This window comes from Pseudoxanthomonas broegbernensis, assembly GCF_014202435.1.
GTDB lineage: Bacteria > Pseudomonadota > Gammaproteobacteria > Xanthomonadales > Xanthomonadaceae > Pseudoxanthomonas > Pseudoxanthomonas broegbernensis.
In genome coordinates this window covers 1-18,674 of record NZ_JACHGU010000011.1, presented here as the reverse complement: position 1 = coordinate 18,674, position 18,674 = coordinate 1, and the positions used below count along the sequence as shown (strand labels likewise).

The window sequence follows — 18,674 nt, the reverse complement described above, 5'->3', positions numbered from 1 at the left end:
TCCTTGTGGGGAACGAGTCGATTGTGGTGGCGCCGGACCGCATCGGAAGTGGGCAAATTGTCCCACCCCCGGGCAGCTTGACCTGGGTCAAAACAGCCTGCGAAAGGCGCTTTCCGCCAGGGCCGGATTGATGCAAATCAAGGTGCCCGGCATGCGCACGCCCCAACCTGGGTTCCGCCAACCAAGCAGCGATTGAGAGAAGACACCATGAGAACCCAGCTCCGTCCCCTGTTCGCCTGCGCCCTCGCCGGCGCCATCGCTTCGGCGCTCGCCCTTCCCGCCTTCGCCGCGCAGCCGGCCGCCGCCAAGATGGAAACCATCCAGGCGGTGCTGACCGCCCCGCCGATGGTCCCGCCGCCGATCACGCGCAAGACGCCGGCCAAGGTCGTCGTCGACCTGGAGATGGTCGAGAAGGAGATGCGCATCTCCGACGGCGTCACCTACAACTTCTGGACCTTCGGCGGCTCGGTGCCGGGAAGCTTCATCCGCATCCGCGAGGGCGACACGGTGGAATTCCACCTGAAGAACCACCACAGCTCGCACGTGCCGCACAACATCGACCTGCACGCGGTCACCGGCACCGGCGGCGGCGCGGAGGCCACCAACACACTGCCCGGCCGCGAGACCCAGTTCACCTTCAAGGCGCTCAACCCGGGCCTGTACGTCTACCACTGCGCGATGGCGCCGGTGGGCATGCACATCGCCAACGGCATGTACGGGCTGATCCTGGTCGAGCCGAAGGACGGCCTGCCCAAGGTGGACAAGGAGTTCTACGTGATGCAGGGCGACTTCTACACCGAGGGCGCCTACGGCGAGCCGGGCCTGCAGCCCTTCAGCCTGGAGAAGGCCATCGACGAGCACCCGACCTACGTGGTGTTCAACGGCGCCGAAGGCTCGCTGACCGGCGACAACGCGCTCGCCGCCAAGGCCGGCGAGACCATCCGCATGTTCGTCGGCAACGGCGGTCCGAACCTGGTGTCCAGCTTCCACGTCATCGGCGAGATCTTCGACAAGGTCTACTTCGAGGGCGGCACCAAGTACCAGGAGAACGTGCAGACCACGCTGATCCCGGCCGGCGGCTCGGCCATGGTCGAGTTCAAGGCCGACGTGCCGGGCAACTTCATCCTGGTGGACCACAGCATCTTCCGGACCTTCCACAAGGGCTCGCTGGGCATCCTCAAGGTGGACGGCGAGAAGAACCCGGAGATATACACCGGGCAGCAACTGGACCGCGAGTACCCCGAAGGCGAGCCCCAGGGAGGCCGGTGAAATCGAAATGGAACGCAGGCTGCCACTGGCGCTCGTCCTGGTCCTGGCGCCGGCCCTCGCCGGCGCCGCTGACCCGGGAGCGGGGTACCGGGAAATCGCCGGCGGCCCGTTCCGCTCCTCGGTCCGCTTCGAGGAGGGCGCCGGCGACACGCCGGTGGCCTCCTACCTGCTGATGGAGCGGCCGGTGAGCAACGCGCAGTTCGCCGCGTTCGTGGCGGCCCATCCCCAGTGGCGGCGCGGGCGCGTGCCGGCGGTGTTCTCCAGCCCCGGCCACCTGGGCCACTGGGCCCGCGCCGACGCCCCCGGCGACGCCGTGGACGCCGACGCGCCGGTGGTACACGTGAACTGGTACGCGGCCGACGCCTACTGCCGCGCGCAGGGCGCGCGCCTGCCGACCTTCCTGGAATGGGAGTACGCCGCCGCCGCCGACGCCACCCGCCGCGACGCCCGCCACGACCCGGCCTGGCGCATGCGCCAGATCGACGACGGCACCCCCCGGGCGCTGGACGCCGCTCCGGGCGCGCCGGCCAACGCCTGGGGCGTGCATGGCCTGCACGGCGCCGCCTGGGAATGGAGCGAGGACTTCGCCTCGCTGCTGGGCGACGGCGACCGCCGCGGCCAGGACGACGGCGAGCCGCTCAAGTACTGCGGCGCCACCGCGCTGGCCTTCAACGACCGCGGCGACTACGGCGTGGTCAAGCGTTTCGTCCTGCTGTCGGCGCTGCAGCCCGGCGCCACGCTGGGCAACCTCGGTTTCCGCTGCGCAAGGAGCCAGCCATGAAGTTCTCCGTCCTCCCCTTCATCCTCCTCGCCGCCCTGGGCCCGGCCACGGGCGCGCCGCAGGCGCATGCGGCCGCGGACGCGGCGGCGGCGCGGGAACTGCCCGGCCAGTCGCTGTACCACCTGCAGGCCGGCTTCAGCGACCAGCACGGCAACGCCCTGCGCTGGGACGCGCTGCGCGGCCGCCCGCAACTGGTGTCGATGATCTACGCCAACTGCCACCTGATGTGCCCGCTGATCATCGAGAACGCCAAGGCCGTGCAGAAGCGGCTGCCGGCCGCCCAGCGCGCGCGCCTGGACGTCGCCATGGTCAGCCTGGACCCGGCGCGCGACACCCCGCAGGTCCTGGCCGAGGTCGCGCAGCGCCACCGCGTCGGCGAGCACTGGCGCTTCCTGCAGCCGCGGCCCGAGGACGTGCGCGCCCTCGCCAGCGTGCTGGACGTACGCTACCGGTTCCGCGAGGACGGCAGCATCAACCACACCAGCGTGCTGGTGCTGCTGGACGCCGAAGGCCGCGTCGTGGCCCGCTCGGAAGTCGTCGGCGCCGCACCGGACCCGGCCTTCCTGGAGGACGTGCGCGAGGCCCTCGCCGGCGATTGACCGATACTTCCACCTGCACCCTCAACCCCTAAGGAGTCTCCCCTCATGAAAATCACCCGTGTCCTCCTCGCCCTGGCCCTGCTGGGCACCGCCGGCCTGGCCCAGGCCGCCGGCAACTGCACCCTCTCGCTCAAGGGCGACGACGCGATGAAGTTCGACCTCAAGGAGGCGACCGTCTCGGCCAGTTGCGCCACCGTCACCATCGAGCTGGTCCACACCGGCAAGCTGCCGGCCACGGCCATGGGCCACAACGTGGTGGTCACCACCACCGCCGACCTGGCCGCGGTGGCCCGCGACGCGATCAAGGCCGGCATCGCCAACCACTACGTGCCCAAGGACGACGCCCGCGTGATCGCCGCCACCCACGTCATCGGCGGCGGCGAGAAGACCAAGATCACCTTCCCGGGCAAGAAGCTCGCCGCTGGCGGCGACTACAGCTTCTTCTGCAGCTTCCCCGGCCACTCGGCGCTGATGAAGGGCAAGCTGGTCGTCACCAAGTAACCGCGTCGCCCGCGCCGCCCAGGCGGCGCGGGATTCCTTTCCGGCCGCGCACCCCATGCCGGCCCGCTGCGAGGCGCTTCATGGAATTCAAGATCCGCATCGGAAACCCGCGAATCGACGGCATCGAGCACCACCTGCTGCAACTGGACCCGGCCGGCCTGGTCGACGTGGACGCCGCCGACGGCCGCGTGCGCATCGCCACCTGCGCGCAGCCGTTCGAACTGGCCATGATCCTGGCCGCCGCCGGGCATCCGGTGGCCGTGTCCGACATCGAGCTCATGCCCTCGGTGTGCTGCGGCGGCTGCAGCGGCTGAGCCGGCCGCGCGCGGCAACGCGCCCGGCAACGGCGATGCGTTGATCGCCGGCATCAACAGGTGTCCGCGATCGGCCGGCCTTTTCAGCCGGCGGACAGGCGCAAGGCGCGGCAAGGCGGAAGGCCGGCGCTAGAATCGGTGCACACCTCCTCGCCCGGCGCGTCCGGCAGGCCGGCGCATCGTCGCCGGCGGCGGACGGCCCGGGCCGAAGCCAGCGCCCGACGCCCGCCATGAACACACTGCACCGCAAGCCCCTGCCCGGCACCGCCCTGGACTGGTTCGACGCCCGCGAAGCGGTCGAGGCGCTCCGTCCCGGCGCCTGGCCCGGCCTGTCCTATACCGCGCGCGTGCATGCCGAGAACCTGGTGCGCCGCGCCGACCCCGCGCGCCTGCGCGACTACCTGCTGCAGCTCGTCGATCGCCGCCGCGACCTGGACTTCCCCTGGTTCCCGGTGCGCGTGGTCTGCCACGACATCCTCGGCCAGACCGCGCTGGTGGACCTGGCCGGGCTGCGCGACGCCATCGCCGCGCAGGGCGGCGACCCGGCCCAGGTCAACCCGGTGGTGCCGGTGCAGTTGATCGTGGACCACTCGCTGGCGGTGGAGTGCGGCGGCTACGACCCGGACGCGTTCGCCAAGAACCGCGCCATCGAGGACCGCCGCAACGCCGACCGCTTCGATTTCATCGAGTGGAGCCGGCGCGCGTTCCGCAACGTGGAGGTGATCCCGCCGGGCAACGGGATCATGCACCAGATCAACCTGGAGAAGATGTCGCCGGTGGTCTACACCCTGGGCGGCGTCGCCTTCCCCGACACCTGCGTGGGCACCGACAGCCACACCCCGCACGTGGATGCGCTGGGCGTGATCGCGGTGGGCGTGGGCGGGCTGGAGGCGGAGAGCGTGATGCTGGGCCGCGCCTCGTGGATGCGCCTGCCGCAGATCACCGGGGTGAGGCTGGACGGCCGCCCGCGGGAAGGCATCACCGCCACCGACGTGGTGCTGGCGCTGACCGAGTTCCTGCGCAGGGAGCGCGTGGTCGGCCACTACCTGGAATTCTTCGGCGAAGGCGCCGCGGCGCTGACCATCGGCGACCGCGCCACCATCTCCAACATGTGCCCGGAATACGGCGCCACCGCCGCGCTGTTCTACATCGACGGCCAGACCCTGGACTACCTGCGCCTGACCGGGCGCGAGGACGCCCAGGTCGCGCTGGTGGAGACCTACGCCAAGGCCGCCGGGCTGTGGGCCGGCGACCTGGCCGGCGCACAGTACGAGCGGGTGCTGGAATTCGACCTGTCCTCGGTGGTGCGCAACATGGCCGGCCCGTCCAACCCGCACCGGCGCCTGCCGACCAGCGCGCTGGCCGAGCGCGGCATCGCGATGGGCCTGGACGAGGCCCGCGCGCAGGAAGCGCGGGGCCTGATGCCCGACGGCGCGGTGATCATCGCCGCCATCACCAGTTGCACCAACACCTCCAACCCGCGCAACGTGATCGCCGCCGGGCTGCTGGCGCGCAACGCCAACGCCCGGGGGCTGGCGGGCAAGCCGTGGGTGAAGACCTCGCTGGCGCCCGGCTCGCGCGCGGTGCAACTGTACCTGGAGGAAGCGGGGCTGCTGCCGGAACTGGAGAAGCTGGGCTTCGGCATCGTCGGCTTCGCCTGCACCACCTGCAACGGCATGAGCGGCGCGCTGGACCCGGCGATCCAGCGCGAGATCGTCGAGCGCGACCTGTACGCGGTGGCGGTGCTGTCGGGCAACCGCAACTTCGACGGCCGCATCCACCCCCACGCCAAGCAGGCGTTCCTGGCCTCGCCGCCGCTGGTGATCGCCTACGCCATCGCCGGCACCGTGCGCTTCGACATCGAGAAGGACGCCCTGGGCCTGGACGCGCAAGGCAACCCGGTCACGCTCAAGGACATCTGGCCCACCGACGCGGAGATCGACGCCATCGTCGAGGCCAGCGTCAAGCCCGAGCACTTCCGCCAGGTCTACGGGCCGATGTTCGAGGTGCGCGTGGAGCACGGGCCCGCGGTCGCCCCGCTGTACGACTGGCGCCCGGCGAGCACCTACATCCGCCGCCCGCCGTACTGGGAAGGCGCGCTGGCCGGCGCGCGCACGCTGCGCGGCATGCGCGCGCTGGCGGTGCTGGGCGACAACATCACCACCGACCACCTCTCGCCCTCCAACGCGATCCTGCCCACCAGCGCCGCCGGCGAATACCTGGCGCGGATGGGCCTGCCGGAAGAGGACTTCAACTCCTACGCCACCCACCGCGGCGACCACCTCACCGCGCAGCGCGCGACCTTCGCCAACCCCAAGCTGGTCAACGAGATGGCGGCGGTGGACGGCGAAGCGAGGCAGGGCTCGCTGGCGCGGCTGGAGCCGGAGGGCGAGGTGATGCGCATGTGGGAGGCGATCGAGGCCTACATGCAGCGCAAGCAGCCGCTGATCATCGTCGCCGGCGCCGACTACGGCCAGGGCAGCTCGCGCGACTGGGCGGCCAAGGGCGTGCGCCTGGCCGGCGTGGAGGCGATCGTGGCCGAGGGCTTCGAGCGCATCCACCGCACCAACCTGATCGGCATGGGCGTGCTGCCGCTGGAGTTCAAGCCGGGCCAGGACCGGCACAGCTTCGGCATCGACGGCAGCGAGACCTTCGACGTGGCCGGCACGCCCGCCCCCGGCGCGGAACTGGCCCTGGTCATCCATCGCCGCGACGGCACGACGCTGCAAGCGCCGGTCGCCTGCCGCCTGGAGTCGGACGAGGAATTGCTGATCTACGAGGCCGGCGGCGTGCTGCAGCGCTTCGCCCAGGATTTCCTCGCGTCGACGGCGGCGTAACGCGCACGGCGCTACCACGCGGTTTCCCTCCACCACCGGACGCCCCCATGCCCAGCACCGTCACCCTGCACCGAGTCCTGCGCGCCCCGCCGGCGCGCGTCTACCGGGCCTTCCTCGATCCGGACGCCATGGCGAAGTGGCTGCCGCCGCACGGCTTCACCGGCAAGGTCCACGCCATGGACGCACGGATCGGCGGCGGCTACCGCATGTCCTTCGCCAACCTCGGCACCGGGTCCGGCCACGTCTTCGGCGGCACCTATACCGACCTGGTGCCAAACCAGCGCATCGCGTACACCGACCGCTTCGAGGACTCCGGCCTGGCCGGCGACATGCAGGTGACGGTGACGCTCGAACCCAGCATCGCCGGTACCGTGCTGCGGATCGTGCAGGAAGGCATTCCCGACGCGATCCCGCTGGATTCCTGCTACCAGGGCTGGCAGGAATCGCTGGCGTTGCTGGCCCTGCTGGTCGAACCGGAAATCCCCGACGCCTGAGCTTGGGCCGCCGCGCCCCCTTCGGCCCGCAGGGGGCCCGCAGGAAACATCGGCCCACCGTTCCGGCCCCACCGACGAGGCATCCATGTCCCACCGGCCCCAGCTCCGCATCCCGGCCACCTACATGCGCGGCGGCACTTCCAAGGGCGTGTTCTTCCGCCTGGAGGACCTGCCCGAGGCGGCGCGCACGCCCGGCGCGGCGCGCGACGCGCTGCTGCTGCGGGCGATCGGCAGTCCCGATCCCTACGGCAAGCACACCGACGGCATGGGCGGGGCGACGTCGAGCACCAGCAAGTGCGTGATCGTCTCCCCGGCGTCGGTGCCCGGCCACGACGTGGACTACCTGTACGGGCAGGTCGCCATTGAGGCCGCGTTCGTGGACTGGAGCGGCAACTGCGGCAACCTGTCCGCGGCGGTAGGGCCGTTCGCCGTCGCCAACGGCCTGGTCGATGCCGCGCGCGTGCCGCGCGACGGTCTCTGCATCGTGCGCATCTGGCAGGCCAACATCGGCAAGACGATCGTCGCGCACGTGCCGGTGCACGACGGCCAGGTGCAGGAAGACGGCGATTTCGAGCTGGACGGCGTGGCCTTCCCGGCGGCGGAGATCGTGCTGGAGTTCGTCGACCCCGCCGATGCCGGCGAGGGCGGCGGGGCGATGTTCCCCACCGGCAACCTGGTCGACGAACTGGACGTGCCGGGCATCGGCCCCCTGCGGGCGACGCTGATCGACGCCGGCATCCCCACGGTGTTCGTGGATGCCCGGGACATCGGCTGCGACGGCACCGAACTGCAGCCTGCGATCAACGACGACCCGGTGGCCCTGGCCAGGTTCGAGGCCATCCGCGTGGCCGGCGCGCTGCGCATGGGCCTGATCGGCTCGCCGCGGGAGGCGGCCGCCCGCCAGCACACGCCGAAGGTCGCCTTCGTCGCACCGCCGGAGGACTACGTATCCAGCGGCGGCAAGCGCGTGGCCGCCGCCGGCATCGACCTCAACGTGCGCGCGCTGTCGATGGGCAGGCTGCACCACGCGATGATGGGCACCGCCTCGGTGGCCATCGCCGCCGCCGCCGCGATCCCGGGCACGCTGGTCAACCGTGCCGCCGGCGGCGGCGAGCGTACGTCGGTGCGCTTCGGCCATCCGTCCGGCACGTTGCGGGTAGGTGCGACGGTGGCGCGGATCGACGGCCGGTGGAGCGTCACGAAGGCGGTGATGAGCCGCAGCGCACGGACCCTGATGGAAGGCACGGTGCGCGTCCCCGCCGATACCCTGCCCTTGTAGGAACCGCATGACAACCACGCGCGGGACTGCGATGCTCTGCACCACCTCCGCAACCCGTGCCGCGCCGTGTCCTTCCTCGTGCTGCTGTTCGATCTCATCGGCACCTTCGTGTTCGCGCTCAGCGGCGGCACCCTGGCGGTGCGCCATCGCCTGGATTTCTTCGGGGTGCTGGTGCTGTCGTGCGCGGCGGCGGTGTCCGGCGGCCTGGCGCGCGATGTGATGATCGGTGCGCAGCCGCCGGCCGCGCTGGCCGACTGGCGCTACCTGGCCACGGCGATGGTCGCCGGCGTGCTCACCTTCTACCGCCACCAGTCGATCGAGCACATGCGCAACCCGGTGCAACTGTTCGACGCGGCCGGACTGGCGCTGTTCGCGGTGCTGGGCACCGGCAAGGCGCTGGCGTTCGGGCTGTCGCCGTTCGCCGCGGTCCTGCTGGGCATGATCAGCGGCATCGGCGGCGGCATCGCCCGCGACCTGCTGGTGGCTCGCACCCCGGTGGTGCTGCGGGCCGAACTGTACGCGGTGGCCGCCCTGGCCGGCGGCGGCGTGGTCGCCGTGGCCCACGTCGCCGGGCTGCCGCAGACCCCGGCGATGGCGGCCGGCGCGGTGGTCTGCTTCGGCCTGCGCTTCATGGCCATCCGCCACGGCTGGCACCTGCCGGTGGCGCGGGCGCCGGAGGACGGACGCTGAGCCCGGCTCGCCGCCCGATGGCGCGGGCGCTCGCCTACCGGGCGCCGCGCAGCCTGAATTCCGCCGTCGCCGTCTCGCCATCGGCGTAATAGATCCTCATGCGCACCGATGCGGGCCCGTCGCCCAGCACGAACCCCTCGGCAACGCGCAGGTTGGCCGTGTACGGCATGGACACGCCGCCCGGAAGCGTGGACGGGCTGAAATTGAGCGCGTCCACGAACGTGGAGGTCTCGTACTCGGTATCGTCGATATTGGGATCGGTGAAGGGAATATCGGTGGAGTAGTAGCGCGCGAACAACGCCCCGCTGTTGCCTCGTCCGCGATTGGCGACCGCGTACCTGAAGCTGATCTGGGGGAAGTTGCCGGCGTTGCGCAGGATGGCCGCATCGACCGTGGCGCCTGCCAGGGGCTTGCGCTCCAGCGTCATCAGGTCCAGCGAAGGCTGCGCGCCGCTGCCCAGCCGTTCCCTCACCTCGGTCCTGATCTCCTCCTTGAAGTCGCGCAGGGAGGCGCGCTCGGAGGACAGGTTGAAGCCGACGATCACCGACAGGCCCGCCACGAGAAAGGCGACCGAGCCGGAAAAAACCCCCACATACCACTTCAGGTCGTCGATCCTCTTCCCCAGGCTCGCACCCGTATTCTCTTGCCCGTCCATCGTCCGCCCCCGTTGCACAATGGCGCATTCTAACCAGCCCGGCTCCGCGCGCCGGCCGCGGCCCCAGCCGGCGCTCAGCCGCAGTAGCGCAGCGGCACCCGCTTGACCGCGCACAGCAGCCGGTAGGCGCTGGTCTGGCTGTGCGCCACCACCTGCGCGGCCGGCACCTGTGCGCCCCACAGCTCCACCCGGCTGCCGACGCCCGCCTGCGGGTGGTCGGTAAGGTCCACGGTCAGCATGTCCATGGAGACGCGGCCGATGAGCCGGCCGGGCCGGCCGTCGATCGCCACCGGGGTGCCGTTGACGGCGAACTGGGGATAGCCGTCGGCATAGCCGACGGCAACCACGCCCACGCGGGTGGGACCTTCGGTGACGAAGCGCGCGCCGTAGCCCACCGGTTCGCCCGCCGGCAGTTCGCGCACGGCGATGACCCTGGACTCCAGCGTCATCACCGGGCGCAGGCGTGCGACGGCTTCATGCGGCTGCGGGAACGGCGAGGCGCCGTACAGCATCAGCCCCGGGCGGGCCCAGTCCGCCTTCGCCTGCGGCCAGCCCAGCAGCGCGGGCGAGTTGCACAGGCTGCTCGGGCCGGGCAGGCCGGCGGTGATGCGCGCGAAGGTCTCCAGTTGCTCCAGCGTGCGCGGGCAGCCGGGCTCGTCGGCACGGGCGAAATGGCTCATCTTGACGATGCCGGCCACCTGCGGCAGCGTGCGCAGGCGCTTCCAGGCCCCGGCATAGGCGTCGGCATCGATGCCGACGCGGTGCATGCCCGAGTCCAGCTTCAGCCAGGTCTCGACCGGGTGCGCCAGCGCGGCCCGCTCCAGCATCTCGATCTGCCAGGGCGCGTGGATCACGGTCCACAGGCCGTGCTCCGCGATCAGCGGCAGTTCCCCGGCCTCGAAGAAGCCTTCCAGCAGCAGGATGGGCTTGCCGATGCCGGCCTCGCGCAGGGCCAGCGCCTCCTCGATGCAGGCCACCGCGAAACCGTCGGCCTCGGCCTCCAGCGCGGCCGCGCAGCGCACCGCGCCGTGGCCGTAGGCGTCGGCCTTGACCACCGCCAGGGCGCGGCCGCCGCCGAGTTCGCGCGCCAGCCGGTAGTTATGGCGCAGGGCATCGAGGTCGATCAGGGCGTGGGTGGGACGCATGCGGGTCGGGTATTCACGTGGGTGCGGAGGCGGCGCGTGCAGGCGGCATGGCACGCGCGAATCCAGTGCGCGGGAACCCGGCGCAGGCCGGGGCGGTGGCTTCAGCGTGCCATTGTCGCCGGACTGGCGTCGATCGACTCCCCGCCTTCGCGCGCGAGCCCGCCACGGCCGTAGCGCGAGATGTCCAGGCCCTCGCGGCCGATCCCGGTCGGCTGGCGGGCGATCACGTCGGCCAGGTAACGGCCCGAGCCGCAGGCCATGGTCCAGCCCAGGGTGCCGTGGCCGGTGTTGAGGAACAGGTTGCGCAGCGCGGTGGCGCCGACCACCGGCGTGCCGTCGGGCGTGGCCGGGCGCAGGCCGGCCCAGAACTGCGCGCGGGCCAGGTCGCCACCGCGCGGGTACAGCTCGTCCACGACCTTCTCCAGGGTGGCGCGGCGGCGCGGGTCCAGGCGCAGGTCGAAGCCGGACACCTCGGCCATGCCGCCCACGCGGATGCGCGTGTCGAAGCGGGTGATGGCGATCTTGTAGCTTTCGTCAAGCACGGTGGAGGTGGGTGCCATCGCCGCATCGACGATGGGAACGGTCAGCGAATAGCCCTTGAGCGGATACACCGGCAGGTGGATGCCCAGGGGCCGCAGCAGCCGGGGCGACCAGCTTCCCAGGGCCAGCACGTAGCGGTCCGCGGTCTCGACCCGGCCATCGATGCGCACGCCGGTGACGCGCGCGCCGTCGCCCTCGATGGCCTCGACCGTGGCCCCGTAGCGGAACTCCACGCCCTGCGCGGCGGCCAGCGCCGCCAGGCGCTCGGTGAACATGTGGCAGTCGCCGGTCTGGTCGCCGGGCAGGCGCAGCGCACCGGCCAGCAGCCCGCCGGTGGCCGCCAGCGCCGGTTCGACCCGGGCGATGCCGGCCCGGTCCAGCAGTTCGTACGGCACCCCGGCTTCTTCCAGCACCGCGATGTCGCGCGCGGCGGCATCGAGCTGGGCCTGGGTGCGGAACAACTGGGTGGTGCCCAGGCGGCGGCCCTCGTAGGCGATGCCGGTGCGCGCGCGCAGCTCGTCCAGGCAGTGGCCGCTGTATTCGGCCAGGCGCACCATGCGCTCCTTGTTCACCGCGTAGCGGGCGGCGGTGCAGTTGCGCAGCATCCGCGCCAGCCACAGGTACTGCCGCGGGTCGAGCGTGGGCCGGATGGCCAGCGGCGCGTGCCGCTGGAACAGCCACTTGATCGCCTTCAGCGGCACCCCCGGCGCGGCCCAGGGCGAGGCGTAGCCGGGCGAGATCTGCCCGGCGTTGGCATAGCTGGTGGACAGCGCCGGGCCGGGCTCGCGGTCCACCACGGTCACCTCGAAGCCGGCGCGCGCCAGGTACCACGCGCTGGTCACGCCGATCACGCCACTGCCCAGTACCAGAACCCGCTGCATCGCACGACCCTCGAAAAGGCGCTTTCACTGGCAAGGATGCCAGCGATTGCCGGATGGGCGCAGTATATGGACGATTGTCCATTCATTTTTCGCGATTTTCTGATACAAACCAGTCGCATCCACTTTCCAAGCGGCTCTCCACGGAGATTTCCATGCCGGCCCGTCCCGACAAGCCCCGCACCCGCGAGCTGGACCGCATCGACCGCCACATCCTGCGCATCCTGCAGCAGGACGGCCGCATCTCCTTCACCGAGCTGGGCGAACGGGTGGGGCTGTCCACCACGCCGTGCACCGAGCGCGTGCGCCGGCTCGAACGCGATGGCGTGATCCAGGGCTACCACGCCCGGCTCGACCCCCGCCAACTCAAGGCCGGGCTGCTGGTGTTCGTGGAGATCAGCCTGGCGTACAAGTCCGGCGACATCTTCGAGGAATTCCGCCGCGCGGCACTGAAGCTGCCCAACGTGCTGGAGTGCCACCTGATGTCCGGCGACTTCGACTACCTGATCAAGGCCCGCATCTCGGAGATGGCCTCCTACCGCAAGCTGCTGGGCAGCAGCCTGCTGACCCTGCCGCACGTGCGCGAGTCCAAGAGCTACATCGTGATGGAGGAGGTCAAGGAGACCCTGGCGCTGGCGATCCCGGACTGAGGCCGGCCCGTCCATCCATCGCGATTGCCGAACTGCGCTGCTGCACCGCGAACCGGAACCGGAACCGGAAGATTGCGCGGCCTTCTGGCTGCCGCGGATGGAACGGGCAAGGCAGGGTGGCCTCTTGCAGGAGCCGACACGCAAGGCGGGCAGCCGCCGGCGGCCAGCCCGTCCAAAGCCGCCGCACGCGCGGCGGCGGCCGTCCACCCGCCTACTCGGCCCAGCGCACCGCCGAGGCCGTCTTCGGCAGCACCTGCGCCGACAACGGCCGGTCCTGCTGCAGCAGGCCGATGGCGTCGGCCAGGATCGCGGCCGACTCGCGCTGCAGCGGGTCCGGGCGCTTCTCGGCGGCCTTCTCGCGCGCGGCGTCCTTGACCACGTCGCGCTCGCCGGCGGTCAGGCCGTCGTCGCTCTCGTCGGCCAGCGGGTCCAGATCCAGGCCCTTCTCCTTGCGGATGGCCTGGCGCTCCTTGCGCTGGGCTTCCTGGCGGTCGCGCTCGGTGCGGCGCTCGGCCTCGTTGAGCGAGAGGTACTTCTTGGCCGCTTCCTCGCGGTAGCGGACCACGTCCTCGCTCCACCAGCGGAACTCCAGGTCGTCGGCGATGCGCTGCGCATGCAGGGCCTGCAGCCGCGGCAGCAGCGGCGCGAAGTTGCCGTAGCGCGTATGCGGCACGGCCGCGATCCGCGTCCACGGCAGGGCGTTGTCGTAGGTGCTCTCGCCGAACTCGTTGGCGTCCACGCTCAGCGGGTAGGCAATGTCCGGGACCACGCCCTTGTGCTGGGTGCTCCCGCCCTCGATGCGGAAGAACTGGGCGATGGTCAGCTTCACCTGGCCGAAGCGCGGCCCCTCGCTGGTCGGCCAGCGGTCCAGGTCCACCAGGTTCTGCACCGTGCCCTTGCCGAAGGTGGTCTCGCCGATGATCAGCGCGCGGCCGTAGTCCTGCATGGCGCCGGCGAAGATCTCCGAGGCCGAGGCCGAGGCGCGGTTGATCAGCACCGCCAGCGGGCCGTCCCAGGCCACGCCCGGGTTGCGGTCGCTGTTGACGCTGACCCGGCCGCCGGACTCGCGCACCTGCACCACCGGCCCCTGGTCGACGAACAGGCCGGTCAACTGCACCGCCTCGTCCAGCGAGCCGCCGCCGTTGTTGCGCAGGTCCAGGACCACGCCGTCCACGCCCTGCTTCTTGAACTGGTCCAGCAGGTTGGCCACGTCGCGGGTGGCCGAGGTGTAGTCGCTGCCGTTGCGGCGGCGGCCTTCGAAGTCCTGGTAGAAGGTGGGCAGCTCGATCACCCCGATCACCCGCCTGGGCAGGCCGTCCTTCGCGGGGATGGCGTAGGTCTTGCTCTTGGCGGCCTGCTCGGCCAACTGCACGCGGGCGCGGGTGAGCAGGACGAAGCGGTGCTCGCCGTCCATGCCGTTCTCGGCCGGGATGTACTCCAGGTTCACCTGGGTGTCCTTGGCCCCGCGGATCTTGGCCACCACGTCGTCGATGCGCCAGCCGACCACGTCCTCCACCGGCCCGGACGCGCCCTGGCCCACGCCGACGATGCGGTCGCCGGCCTTGAGCGTGCCGTCCAGCGAGGCCGGGCCGCCGGGGATGATCTCGCGGATCACCACCACGTCGTCCTGGCGCTGCAGTTGCGCACCGATGCCCTCCAGCGACAGCGACATGGCCTGGTTGAAGTTCTCGGCGGTGCGCGGGTTGAGATAGTCGGTGTGCGGGTCGATGGCGGAGGTGTAGGCGTTGAGGAACAGCGAGAACACGTCCTCGCTCTTCAGCTCGGTCACCGACCGGCCCAGTTGCGCGTAGCGCTTGTCCAGGGTCTTGCGGATCTCGTCCGGGGCCTTGCCGGCCAGCTTCAGCCGCAGCCAGTCGTTCATCACCGACTTGCGCCACACCTCGTCCAGCGCGGCCTCGTCGGCGGCCCAGGGCACGTCCTTGCGGTCGTATTCCCAGCGCTCGTGCCCGGAGAAGTCGAAGTCCTGCTCCAGCAGCGCGCGGGCATGCGCCGCGCGCTGCCCCACCCGCTCGCGGTAGGCCACGAAGATGGCGAAGGCCGGCGCCGGGTCGCCGTTGCGCACCGCGTCGGCCATGCGCCCGCGCCAGGACGCGAAGCGCTCGATGTCGGCGGCGGTGAAGAACTGGCGGCTGCCGTCCAGCGATTCCAGGTAGCGGCGGAAGATGTCCGCCGACATGGCCGCATCGGCCGGCCGCGGGCGATAGGCATAGCGGCTGTCCGACAGCAGGCCGTAGACCAGCTTGGACGTGGTGGCCTGGTCGGCGGTCGGTGCGATGGCCACCTGCGCCGGCGCATCCGTGCGGGCCGGCAGCGCGGTCGGCGCGGCCAGCAGGAAAGCCAGGCTCAGAAGAGCGGGGATTCTGGGATTCATGCGCGATCTCGGGCCGTTCCTGGCCGGTTGCATACGGATTGGACGACGACTGTGACCCATCGCCGCGCCGGAAGTTGCCTGCCCGCGCGCGCGACGCCTTTCACAGGCTAGCCGCTGCCGCGTGGGGAAAGGTGAACGCCCCGCCTGCGCGCGTACCGGCGCAGCGGCGTGCGCTCAACCCACCCCGGCGCCGGCGGCCTGGCGGTCGGCGTGGTAGGACGAGCGCACCATCGGCCCGGAGGCGACGTGGCTGAAGCCCAGCCCGTAGCCGTAGACCTCCAGCGCCTTGTATTCCTCCGGCGTCCAGTAGCGCAGCACCGGATGGTGGTGCGCGGTGGGCTGCAGGTACTGGCCGATGGTGATCATGTCCACCTCGTGCGCGCGCAGGTCGCGCAGGGTGGCCTGCACCTGCTCCAGAGTCTCGCCCAGGCCAAGCATGATCCCGGACTTGGTCGGGATGGACGGATGCTGGGCCTTGAACTTGCGCAGCAGGGTCAGCGACCACTGGTAGTCCGCGCCCGGGCGCACGTTCGGGTACAGGTCCGGCACCGTCTCCACGTTGTGGTTGAACACGTCCGGCGGATTGGCCGCCAGGATCTCCAGCGCGCGGTCCATGCGTCCCTTGCCGCGGAAATCCGGAGTCAGGATCTCGATCCGGGTGCCCGGGCTGAACTCGCGGATGGCGCTGATGCAATCGACGAAATGGCCGGCGCCGCCGTCGCGCAGGTCGTCGCGGTCCACGCTGGTGACCACCACGTACTTCAGGCCCATGTCCTTGACCGTCTGCGCCAGGTGCAGCGGCTCGGCCGGGTCCGGCGGCTTGGGCCGGCCGTGTGCGACGTCGCAGAACGAGCAGCGCCGGGTGCAGACCTCGCCCAGGATCATGAAGGTGGCGGTGCCGTGGCCGAAGCATTCGTGGATGTTGGGGCAACTGGCCTCCTCGCACACGGTGACCAGGCGGTTCTGGCGCAGCTTGGCCTTGAGGTTGGCCACCGCGTTGCCGGAGGGAATGCGCACCCGGATCCACGAGGGCTTGCGCAGCACCGGCGCGTCGGCGAACTGCACCGGCGAGCGGTTGATCTTGTCCCCGCCCAGTTGCTTGGCCCCGACCTGCAGCGGCGCCTGCGGCGCGGCGGATTCGGACAGGACCTGGAGCGGGATGGTGCGGGGGGTGGGGGCGTTCATGGCGGCCATTGTAGGCCCGGTACGGGCCGGCCGGCCGGCGGGATCGGTTCCGGCGCTGCAACGCTGGCGGTGGCGGGTGGAACGGCGGGGGGCTGGGAGGGGGCATACCTGGAGGTCAAGGTCACAGGCCGGCTACGCGCCGCTACCGGCGACCCCGCCGCCGATGGTCGGATTGACCTGCCCCCACCGGCGCGGCCAGTTTCGGCACCGTCGCCTGCCGCACCACCGGCCCGGTCAGCGGCGCGTCGTTGCGCAGCAGCTCCACCGCGTGCCGGAACGACACCCTCTCGGCCTTCATCACCCAGTCGATCACCGTGCCGCCCGTCGCGCACGCGCCCAGGCAGTACCACAGGTTCTTCCCCGGACTCACCACCAGCGACGGCGTGCGGTCGGCGTGGAACGGGCAGCACCCGAGCCAGTCCTTGCCCTGCCGCGCCAGCGTCACCCCCTTGGCCTCCACCAGCCTCTGCAACGACACCTCGGCCTTGAGGCGTTCGATTTCCTGTTCCGGGATGCGGGCCATCAGGTGCAACGCTACGAGAAGGGCGAGGCCCAGCCCACGCTGGAGATGATCCGCAAACTCTCCAAAGCCCTAACCGTTAGTGCTGATCGGCTCTTGTTCGACGACGACGAACGCGGCCCTGACGACAGCCTGCGCTTGCAGTTCGAGGCATTGCAGCAGTTCGACGATGACGAGCGCGCCACCGCGCAAGCCGTATTGGAAGGCTTGATCCTCAAGCATCAGGCCCGGCAGTCGCAGTTGCGCATGCAGCCCAAGAAGAAGGCCAGCGGCTAAATGAAGAAGCCCCGCGGCGAGTGCGGCGCTTCTATGCAACTCAGAACTTTACCCAGCTATAAACCAAGCCTAGTTCCTCGTCATGCATAACCCAGCGAGCAACACTGCTCTCAGGGCAACGATAGAACTCGCCAGTGTGCTCAGAGGCACGGGACCATGCATCTTGAGCAAACTGAGGAAATCGCGACATCACTCGCTTTTCCGTCATAGCTGGTTTATCTGCCAGCTCGCATTTCGATGGCAAAGTCAATTTATCGCCATTCAGGCGGAAGACCAGCCATGATTCGTTTGTGTCCACATCATGAGTCTCTCGGATAGCAACAGCACCCTCAGGCAACCACGCAGGAAGCCATTTAGATTCGCCTATCGCCTCCCTTGCAAGCGCGTCATTACGATCCGCATATTTCGCGATGGTTACCTCGCCACAACCAGACACGATGACGGCCAAAGCCACCGCAAGACAAGCCTTACGAACGCTCATGGAAGGTTTTCGGATCATCAGAAGGGGAAGCTCCCGCCTGGCCGGTAACCACCACACATCTGCGAGCAATTTCCACTTGGGTTTGACCACCCAGATGACCGCCCATAGTTGTTCGCTGCTTGATCTACCGCAGAATCAGCAGCGGAATCTCCCTTGATATTCTGGTCGAACCATTCCCGGCCATCACTTAAGCATTGGGAAGCCACATATCCGCCTGGGCCTCTTTGTGCCGCTTGGCAATTTGCCATGCAGTGGAAATATTTATCCTGCCCCCCCCATCCGTTATGGGAACGGCCGACTACATGCGTGGCCAGCCATTGATTGACGAACTGTCGAGCAAAGTCAGTCGCTCCCATGGCAGCCTCACCTGGAGCCCTATTGGCTAGGTACTGACTACGCTGCGAAACAGACAAAGCTTGCCATCCCTGCGCGCTTCTTCCTCCCCAAACTTGCTGCAATCCCTCCGGATCGACGTAGCTAACCGGATTCCCTCCAACATAGACATAGATAGTTCGCCCTGACGTGCGCCGTCGTATCCGGCGACGGTTTCCCTTGATGCGATAGGCACTTGCGAACGCTGCGGCCATTGAGGCGGGTTCCCGGCTTCGTAAAATTCCCTTGATGCACTTTTGGCCCACGGCACGGTCGCCGTCAAGCGCCTTCGCCCCAGTAGCGCGCCCGCTGCTGCGCCAACGCAACCTTATGCCAGCGGATCACTGCGGCGATTTCCGCCGGCTTGGTGAACTGCAGGCTTGATCGCTCCAGGGCGATATCCAGTTGCTCCCCGGAACGACACCCCCTCGGCCCGCATCACCCAGTCGATCACCGTCCCGCCCGTGGCGCACGCGCCCAGGCAGTGCCACAGGTTCTTCCCAGGACTCACCACCAGCGAAGGCGTCTTGTCGTCGTGGAACGGGCAGCGGCCCAGCCAGTCCTTCCCCTGCCGGGCCAGCTTGACCCCTTTGGCCTCCACCAGCCGCTGCAACGACACCTCGGCCTTAAGCCGCTCAACCTCTGCTTCCGGGATGCGCGCCATACCAACCTCCTCGGGAATCGTGTCAATAGTCACCCCTGAAGTATCCGCTTCAGCAGACCATTGCGACGCGCGCACCTGAGCTGCGAGCCGCCGACGGCAACAGGCACTCCCGGATCCAGGCACACAAAAACACGATCCACCGCAGCAGCCAG

General features: G+C 69.9%; 20 protein-coding genes. 11 read left to right on the top strand and 9 right to left on the bottom strand.

Features of this window, described 5'->3' with window-relative positions; translation table 11 throughout:
• The first annotated feature begins 207 nt into the window (after positions 1-207).
• The 9 genes from nirK to HNR76_RS14170 all read left to right on the top strand — a co-directional run bounded on the left by nirK (position 208) and on the right by HNR76_RS14170 (position 8,764).
• Positions 208-1,269: a copper-containing nitrite reductase gene (gene nirK / locus HNR76_RS14210; RefSeq protein WP_162312112.1), complete on the top strand. Its 1,062-nt coding sequence runs from the start codon at positions 208-210 to the stop codon at positions 1,267-1,269.
• A 7-nt stretch (positions 1,270-1,276) separates the two neighbouring features.
• Positions 1,277-2,050, top strand: coding sequence for a formylglycine-generating enzyme family protein (locus tag HNR76_RS14205; protein WP_162312111.1), 774 nt, complete (start codon positions 1,277-1,279; stop codon positions 2,048-2,050).
• Entirely contained in the window at positions 2,047-2,649 is a 603-nt protein-coding gene (locus tag HNR76_RS14200) for an SCO family protein (protein WP_162312110.1), read from the top strand. The genes HNR76_RS14205 and HNR76_RS14200 overlap by 4 nt, the downstream gene beginning before the upstream one ends.
• 45 nt (positions 2,650-2,694) lie before the next feature.
• Entirely contained in the window at positions 2,695-3,150 is a 456-nt protein-coding gene (gene azu / locus HNR76_RS14195) for an azurin (RefSeq protein ID WP_162312109.1), read from the top strand.
• Between the two features lie 80 nt (positions 3,151-3,230).
• Positions 3,231-3,464: a hypothetical protein gene (locus HNR76_RS14190; protein ID WP_162312108.1), complete on the top strand. Its 234-nt coding sequence runs from the start codon at positions 3,231-3,233 to the stop codon at positions 3,462-3,464.
• A gap of 230 nt (positions 3,465-3,694) precedes the next feature.
• Complete coding sequence (gene acnD / locus HNR76_RS14185) at positions 3,695-6,301, top strand: Fe/S-dependent 2-methylisocitrate dehydratase AcnD (protein WP_162312107.1); 2,607 nt, start codon at positions 3,695-3,697, stop codon at positions 6,299-6,301.
• 47 nt (positions 6,302-6,348) lie between these two features.
• Positions 6,349-6,795 carry an SRPBCC family protein gene (locus HNR76_RS14180; RefSeq protein ID WP_162312106.1) on the top strand — a complete coding sequence of 149 codons (447 nt, stop codon included), beginning with the start codon at positions 6,349-6,351 and terminating at the stop codon, positions 6,793-6,795.
• Between the two features lie 85 nt (positions 6,796-6,880).
• Positions 6,881-8,074 carry a 2-methylaconitate cis-trans isomerase PrpF gene (gene prpF / locus HNR76_RS14175; protein ID WP_162312105.1) on the top strand — a complete coding sequence of 398 codons (1,194 nt, stop codon included), beginning with the start codon at positions 6,881-6,883 and terminating at the stop codon, positions 8,072-8,074.
• Between the two features lie 66 nt (positions 8,075-8,140).
• Complete coding sequence (locus HNR76_RS14170; RefSeq protein WP_162312104.1) at positions 8,141-8,764, top strand: trimeric intracellular cation channel family protein; 624 nt, start codon at positions 8,141-8,143, stop codon at positions 8,762-8,764.
• Between the two features lie 34 nt (positions 8,765-8,798).
• Here the strand turns inward: HNR76_RS14170 and HNR76_RS14165 are convergent, their stop codons facing one another.
• From HNR76_RS14165 to HNR76_RS14155, 3 genes are all read right to left on the bottom strand, one after another.
• Positions 8,799-9,419, bottom strand: coding sequence for a hypothetical protein (locus HNR76_RS14165; RefSeq protein WP_162312103.1), 621 nt, complete (start codon positions 9,417-9,419; stop codon positions 8,799-8,801).
• 74 nt (positions 9,420-9,493) lie between these two features.
• Positions 9,494-10,564 (bottom strand): alanine racemase, encoded by a 1,071-nt coding sequence (gene alr, locus HNR76_RS14160; protein ID WP_162312102.1) that lies wholly within the window; start codon positions 10,562-10,564, stop codon positions 9,494-9,496.
• Positions 10,565-10,665: 101 nt separating this feature from the next.
• Complete coding sequence (locus HNR76_RS14155; RefSeq protein ID WP_162312101.1) at positions 10,666-11,985, bottom strand: D-amino acid dehydrogenase; 1,320 nt, start codon at positions 11,983-11,985, stop codon at positions 10,666-10,668.
• A 152-nt stretch (positions 11,986-12,137) separates the two neighbouring features.
• Here HNR76_RS14155 and HNR76_RS14150 point away from each other — a divergent pair, with 152 nt between their 5' ends.
• Positions 12,138-12,632 carry a winged helix-turn-helix transcriptional regulator gene (locus HNR76_RS14150; RefSeq protein ID WP_162312100.1) on the top strand — a complete coding sequence of 165 codons (495 nt, stop codon included), beginning with the start codon at positions 12,138-12,140 and terminating at the stop codon, positions 12,630-12,632.
• 211 nt (positions 12,633-12,843) lie between these two features.
• Here HNR76_RS14150 and HNR76_RS14145 read toward each other — a convergent pair whose 3' ends face one another.
• The 3 genes from HNR76_RS14145 to HNR76_RS14135 all read right to left on the bottom strand — a co-directional run bounded on the left by HNR76_RS14145 (position 12,844) and on the right by HNR76_RS14135 (position 16,732).
• Positions 12,844-15,024, bottom strand: coding sequence for a carboxy terminal-processing peptidase (locus tag HNR76_RS14145; protein WP_162312099.1), 2,181 nt, complete (start codon positions 15,022-15,024; stop codon positions 12,844-12,846).
• Positions 15,025-15,198: 174 nt separating this feature from the next.
• Positions 15,199-16,209 carry a lipoyl synthase gene (gene lipA / locus HNR76_RS14140; RefSeq protein ID WP_162312098.1) on the bottom strand — a complete coding sequence of 337 codons (1,011 nt, stop codon included), beginning with the start codon at positions 16,207-16,209 and terminating at the stop codon, positions 15,199-15,201.
• 142 nt (positions 16,210-16,351) lie between these two features.
• Positions 16,352-16,732 carry a CHC2 zinc finger domain-containing protein gene (locus HNR76_RS14135; protein ID WP_162312336.1) on the bottom strand — a complete coding sequence of 127 codons (381 nt, stop codon included), beginning with the start codon at positions 16,730-16,732 and terminating at the stop codon, positions 16,352-16,354.
• 3 nt (positions 16,733-16,735) lie between these two features.
• On the opposite strand from HNR76_RS14135, the gene HNR76_RS14130 reads away from it, so the two are divergent.
• On the top strand, positions 16,736-17,005 hold the full coding sequence (locus HNR76_RS14130; RefSeq protein ID WP_162312335.1) for a helix-turn-helix domain-containing protein: 270 nt from the start codon (positions 16,736-16,738) through the stop codon (positions 17,003-17,005).
• A 40-nt stretch (positions 17,006-17,045) separates the two neighbouring features.
• Here the strand turns inward: HNR76_RS14130 and HNR76_RS14125 are convergent, their stop codons facing one another.
• From HNR76_RS14125 to HNR76_RS14115, 3 genes are all read right to left on the bottom strand, one after another.
• Positions 17,046-17,486, bottom strand: a complete 441-nt coding sequence (locus tag HNR76_RS14125) for a YbbD-related protein (RefSeq protein WP_162312334.1) — start codon at positions 17,484-17,486, stop codon at positions 17,046-17,048.
• Between the two features lie 17 nt (positions 17,487-17,503).
• On the bottom strand, positions 17,504-17,842 hold the full coding sequence (locus HNR76_RS15780; protein ID WP_425501847.1) for a hypothetical protein: 339 nt from the start codon (positions 17,840-17,842) through the stop codon (positions 17,504-17,506).
• 344 nt (positions 17,843-18,186) lie between these two features.
• Positions 18,187-18,555, bottom strand: a complete 369-nt coding sequence (locus tag HNR76_RS14115) for a CHC2 zinc finger domain-containing protein (protein ID WP_211373212.1) — start codon at positions 18,553-18,555, stop codon at positions 18,187-18,189.
• Between the last annotated feature and the right edge of the window lie 119 nt (positions 18,556-18,674).

Excerpts from the sequence above, each read along its gene's own strand:
- nirK (WP_162312112.1), top strand. The coding sequence starts at position 208 with ATGAGAACCCAGCTCCGTCCCCTGTTCGCCTGCGCCCTCGCCGGCGCC.
- HNR76_RS14205 (WP_162312111.1), top strand. The coding sequence starts at position 1,277 with ATGGAACGCAGGCTGCCACTGGCGCTCGTCCTGGTCCTGGCGCCGGCC.
- HNR76_RS14200 (WP_162312110.1), top strand. The coding sequence starts at position 2,047 with ATGAAGTTCTCCGTCCTCCCCTTCATCCTCCTCGCCGCCCTGGGCCCG.
- azu (WP_162312109.1), top strand. The coding sequence starts at position 2,695 with ATGAAAATCACCCGTGTCCTCCTCGCCCTGGCCCTGCTGGGCACCGCC.
- HNR76_RS14190 (WP_162312108.1), top strand. The coding sequence starts at position 3,231 with ATGGAATTCAAGATCCGCATCGGAAACCCGCGAATCGACGGCATCGAG.
- acnD (WP_162312107.1), top strand. The coding sequence starts at position 3,695 with ATGAACACACTGCACCGCAAGCCCCTGCCCGGCACCGCCCTGGACTGG.
- HNR76_RS14180 (WP_162312106.1), top strand. The coding sequence starts at position 6,349 with ATGCCCAGCACCGTCACCCTGCACCGAGTCCTGCGCGCCCCGCCGGCG.
- prpF (WP_162312105.1), top strand. The coding sequence starts at position 6,881 with ATGTCCCACCGGCCCCAGCTCCGCATCCCGGCCACCTACATGCGCGGC.
- HNR76_RS14165 (WP_162312103.1), bottom strand. The coding sequence starts at position 9,419 with ATGGACGGGCAAGAGAATACGGGTGCGAGCCTGGGGAAGAGGATCGAC.
- alr (WP_162312102.1), bottom strand. The coding sequence starts at position 10,564 with ATGCGTCCCACCCACGCCCTGATCGACCTCGATGCCCTGCGCCATAAC.
- HNR76_RS14155 (WP_162312101.1), bottom strand. The coding sequence starts at position 11,985 with ATGCAGCGGGTTCTGGTACTGGGCAGTGGCGTGATCGGCGTGACCAGC.
- HNR76_RS14150 (WP_162312100.1), top strand. The coding sequence starts at position 12,138 with ATGCCGGCCCGTCCCGACAAGCCCCGCACCCGCGAGCTGGACCGCATC.
- HNR76_RS14145 (WP_162312099.1), bottom strand. The coding sequence starts at position 15,024 with ATGAATCCCAGAATCCCCGCTCTTCTGAGCCTGGCTTTCCTGCTGGCC.
- lipA (WP_162312098.1), bottom strand. The coding sequence starts at position 16,209 with ATGAACGCCCCCACCCCCCGCACCATCCCGCTCCAGGTCCTGTCCGAA.
- HNR76_RS14135 (WP_162312336.1), bottom strand. The coding sequence starts at position 16,732 with ATGGCCCGCATCCCGGAACAGGAAATCGAACGCCTCAAGGCCGAGGTG.
- HNR76_RS14125 (WP_162312334.1), bottom strand. The coding sequence starts at position 17,486 with ATGAGCGTTCGTAAGGCTTGTCTTGCGGTGGCTTTGGCCGTCATCGTG.
- HNR76_RS15780 (WP_425501847.1), bottom strand. The coding sequence starts at position 17,842 with ATGGGAGCGACTGACTTTGCTCGACAGTTCGTCAATCAATGGCTGGCC.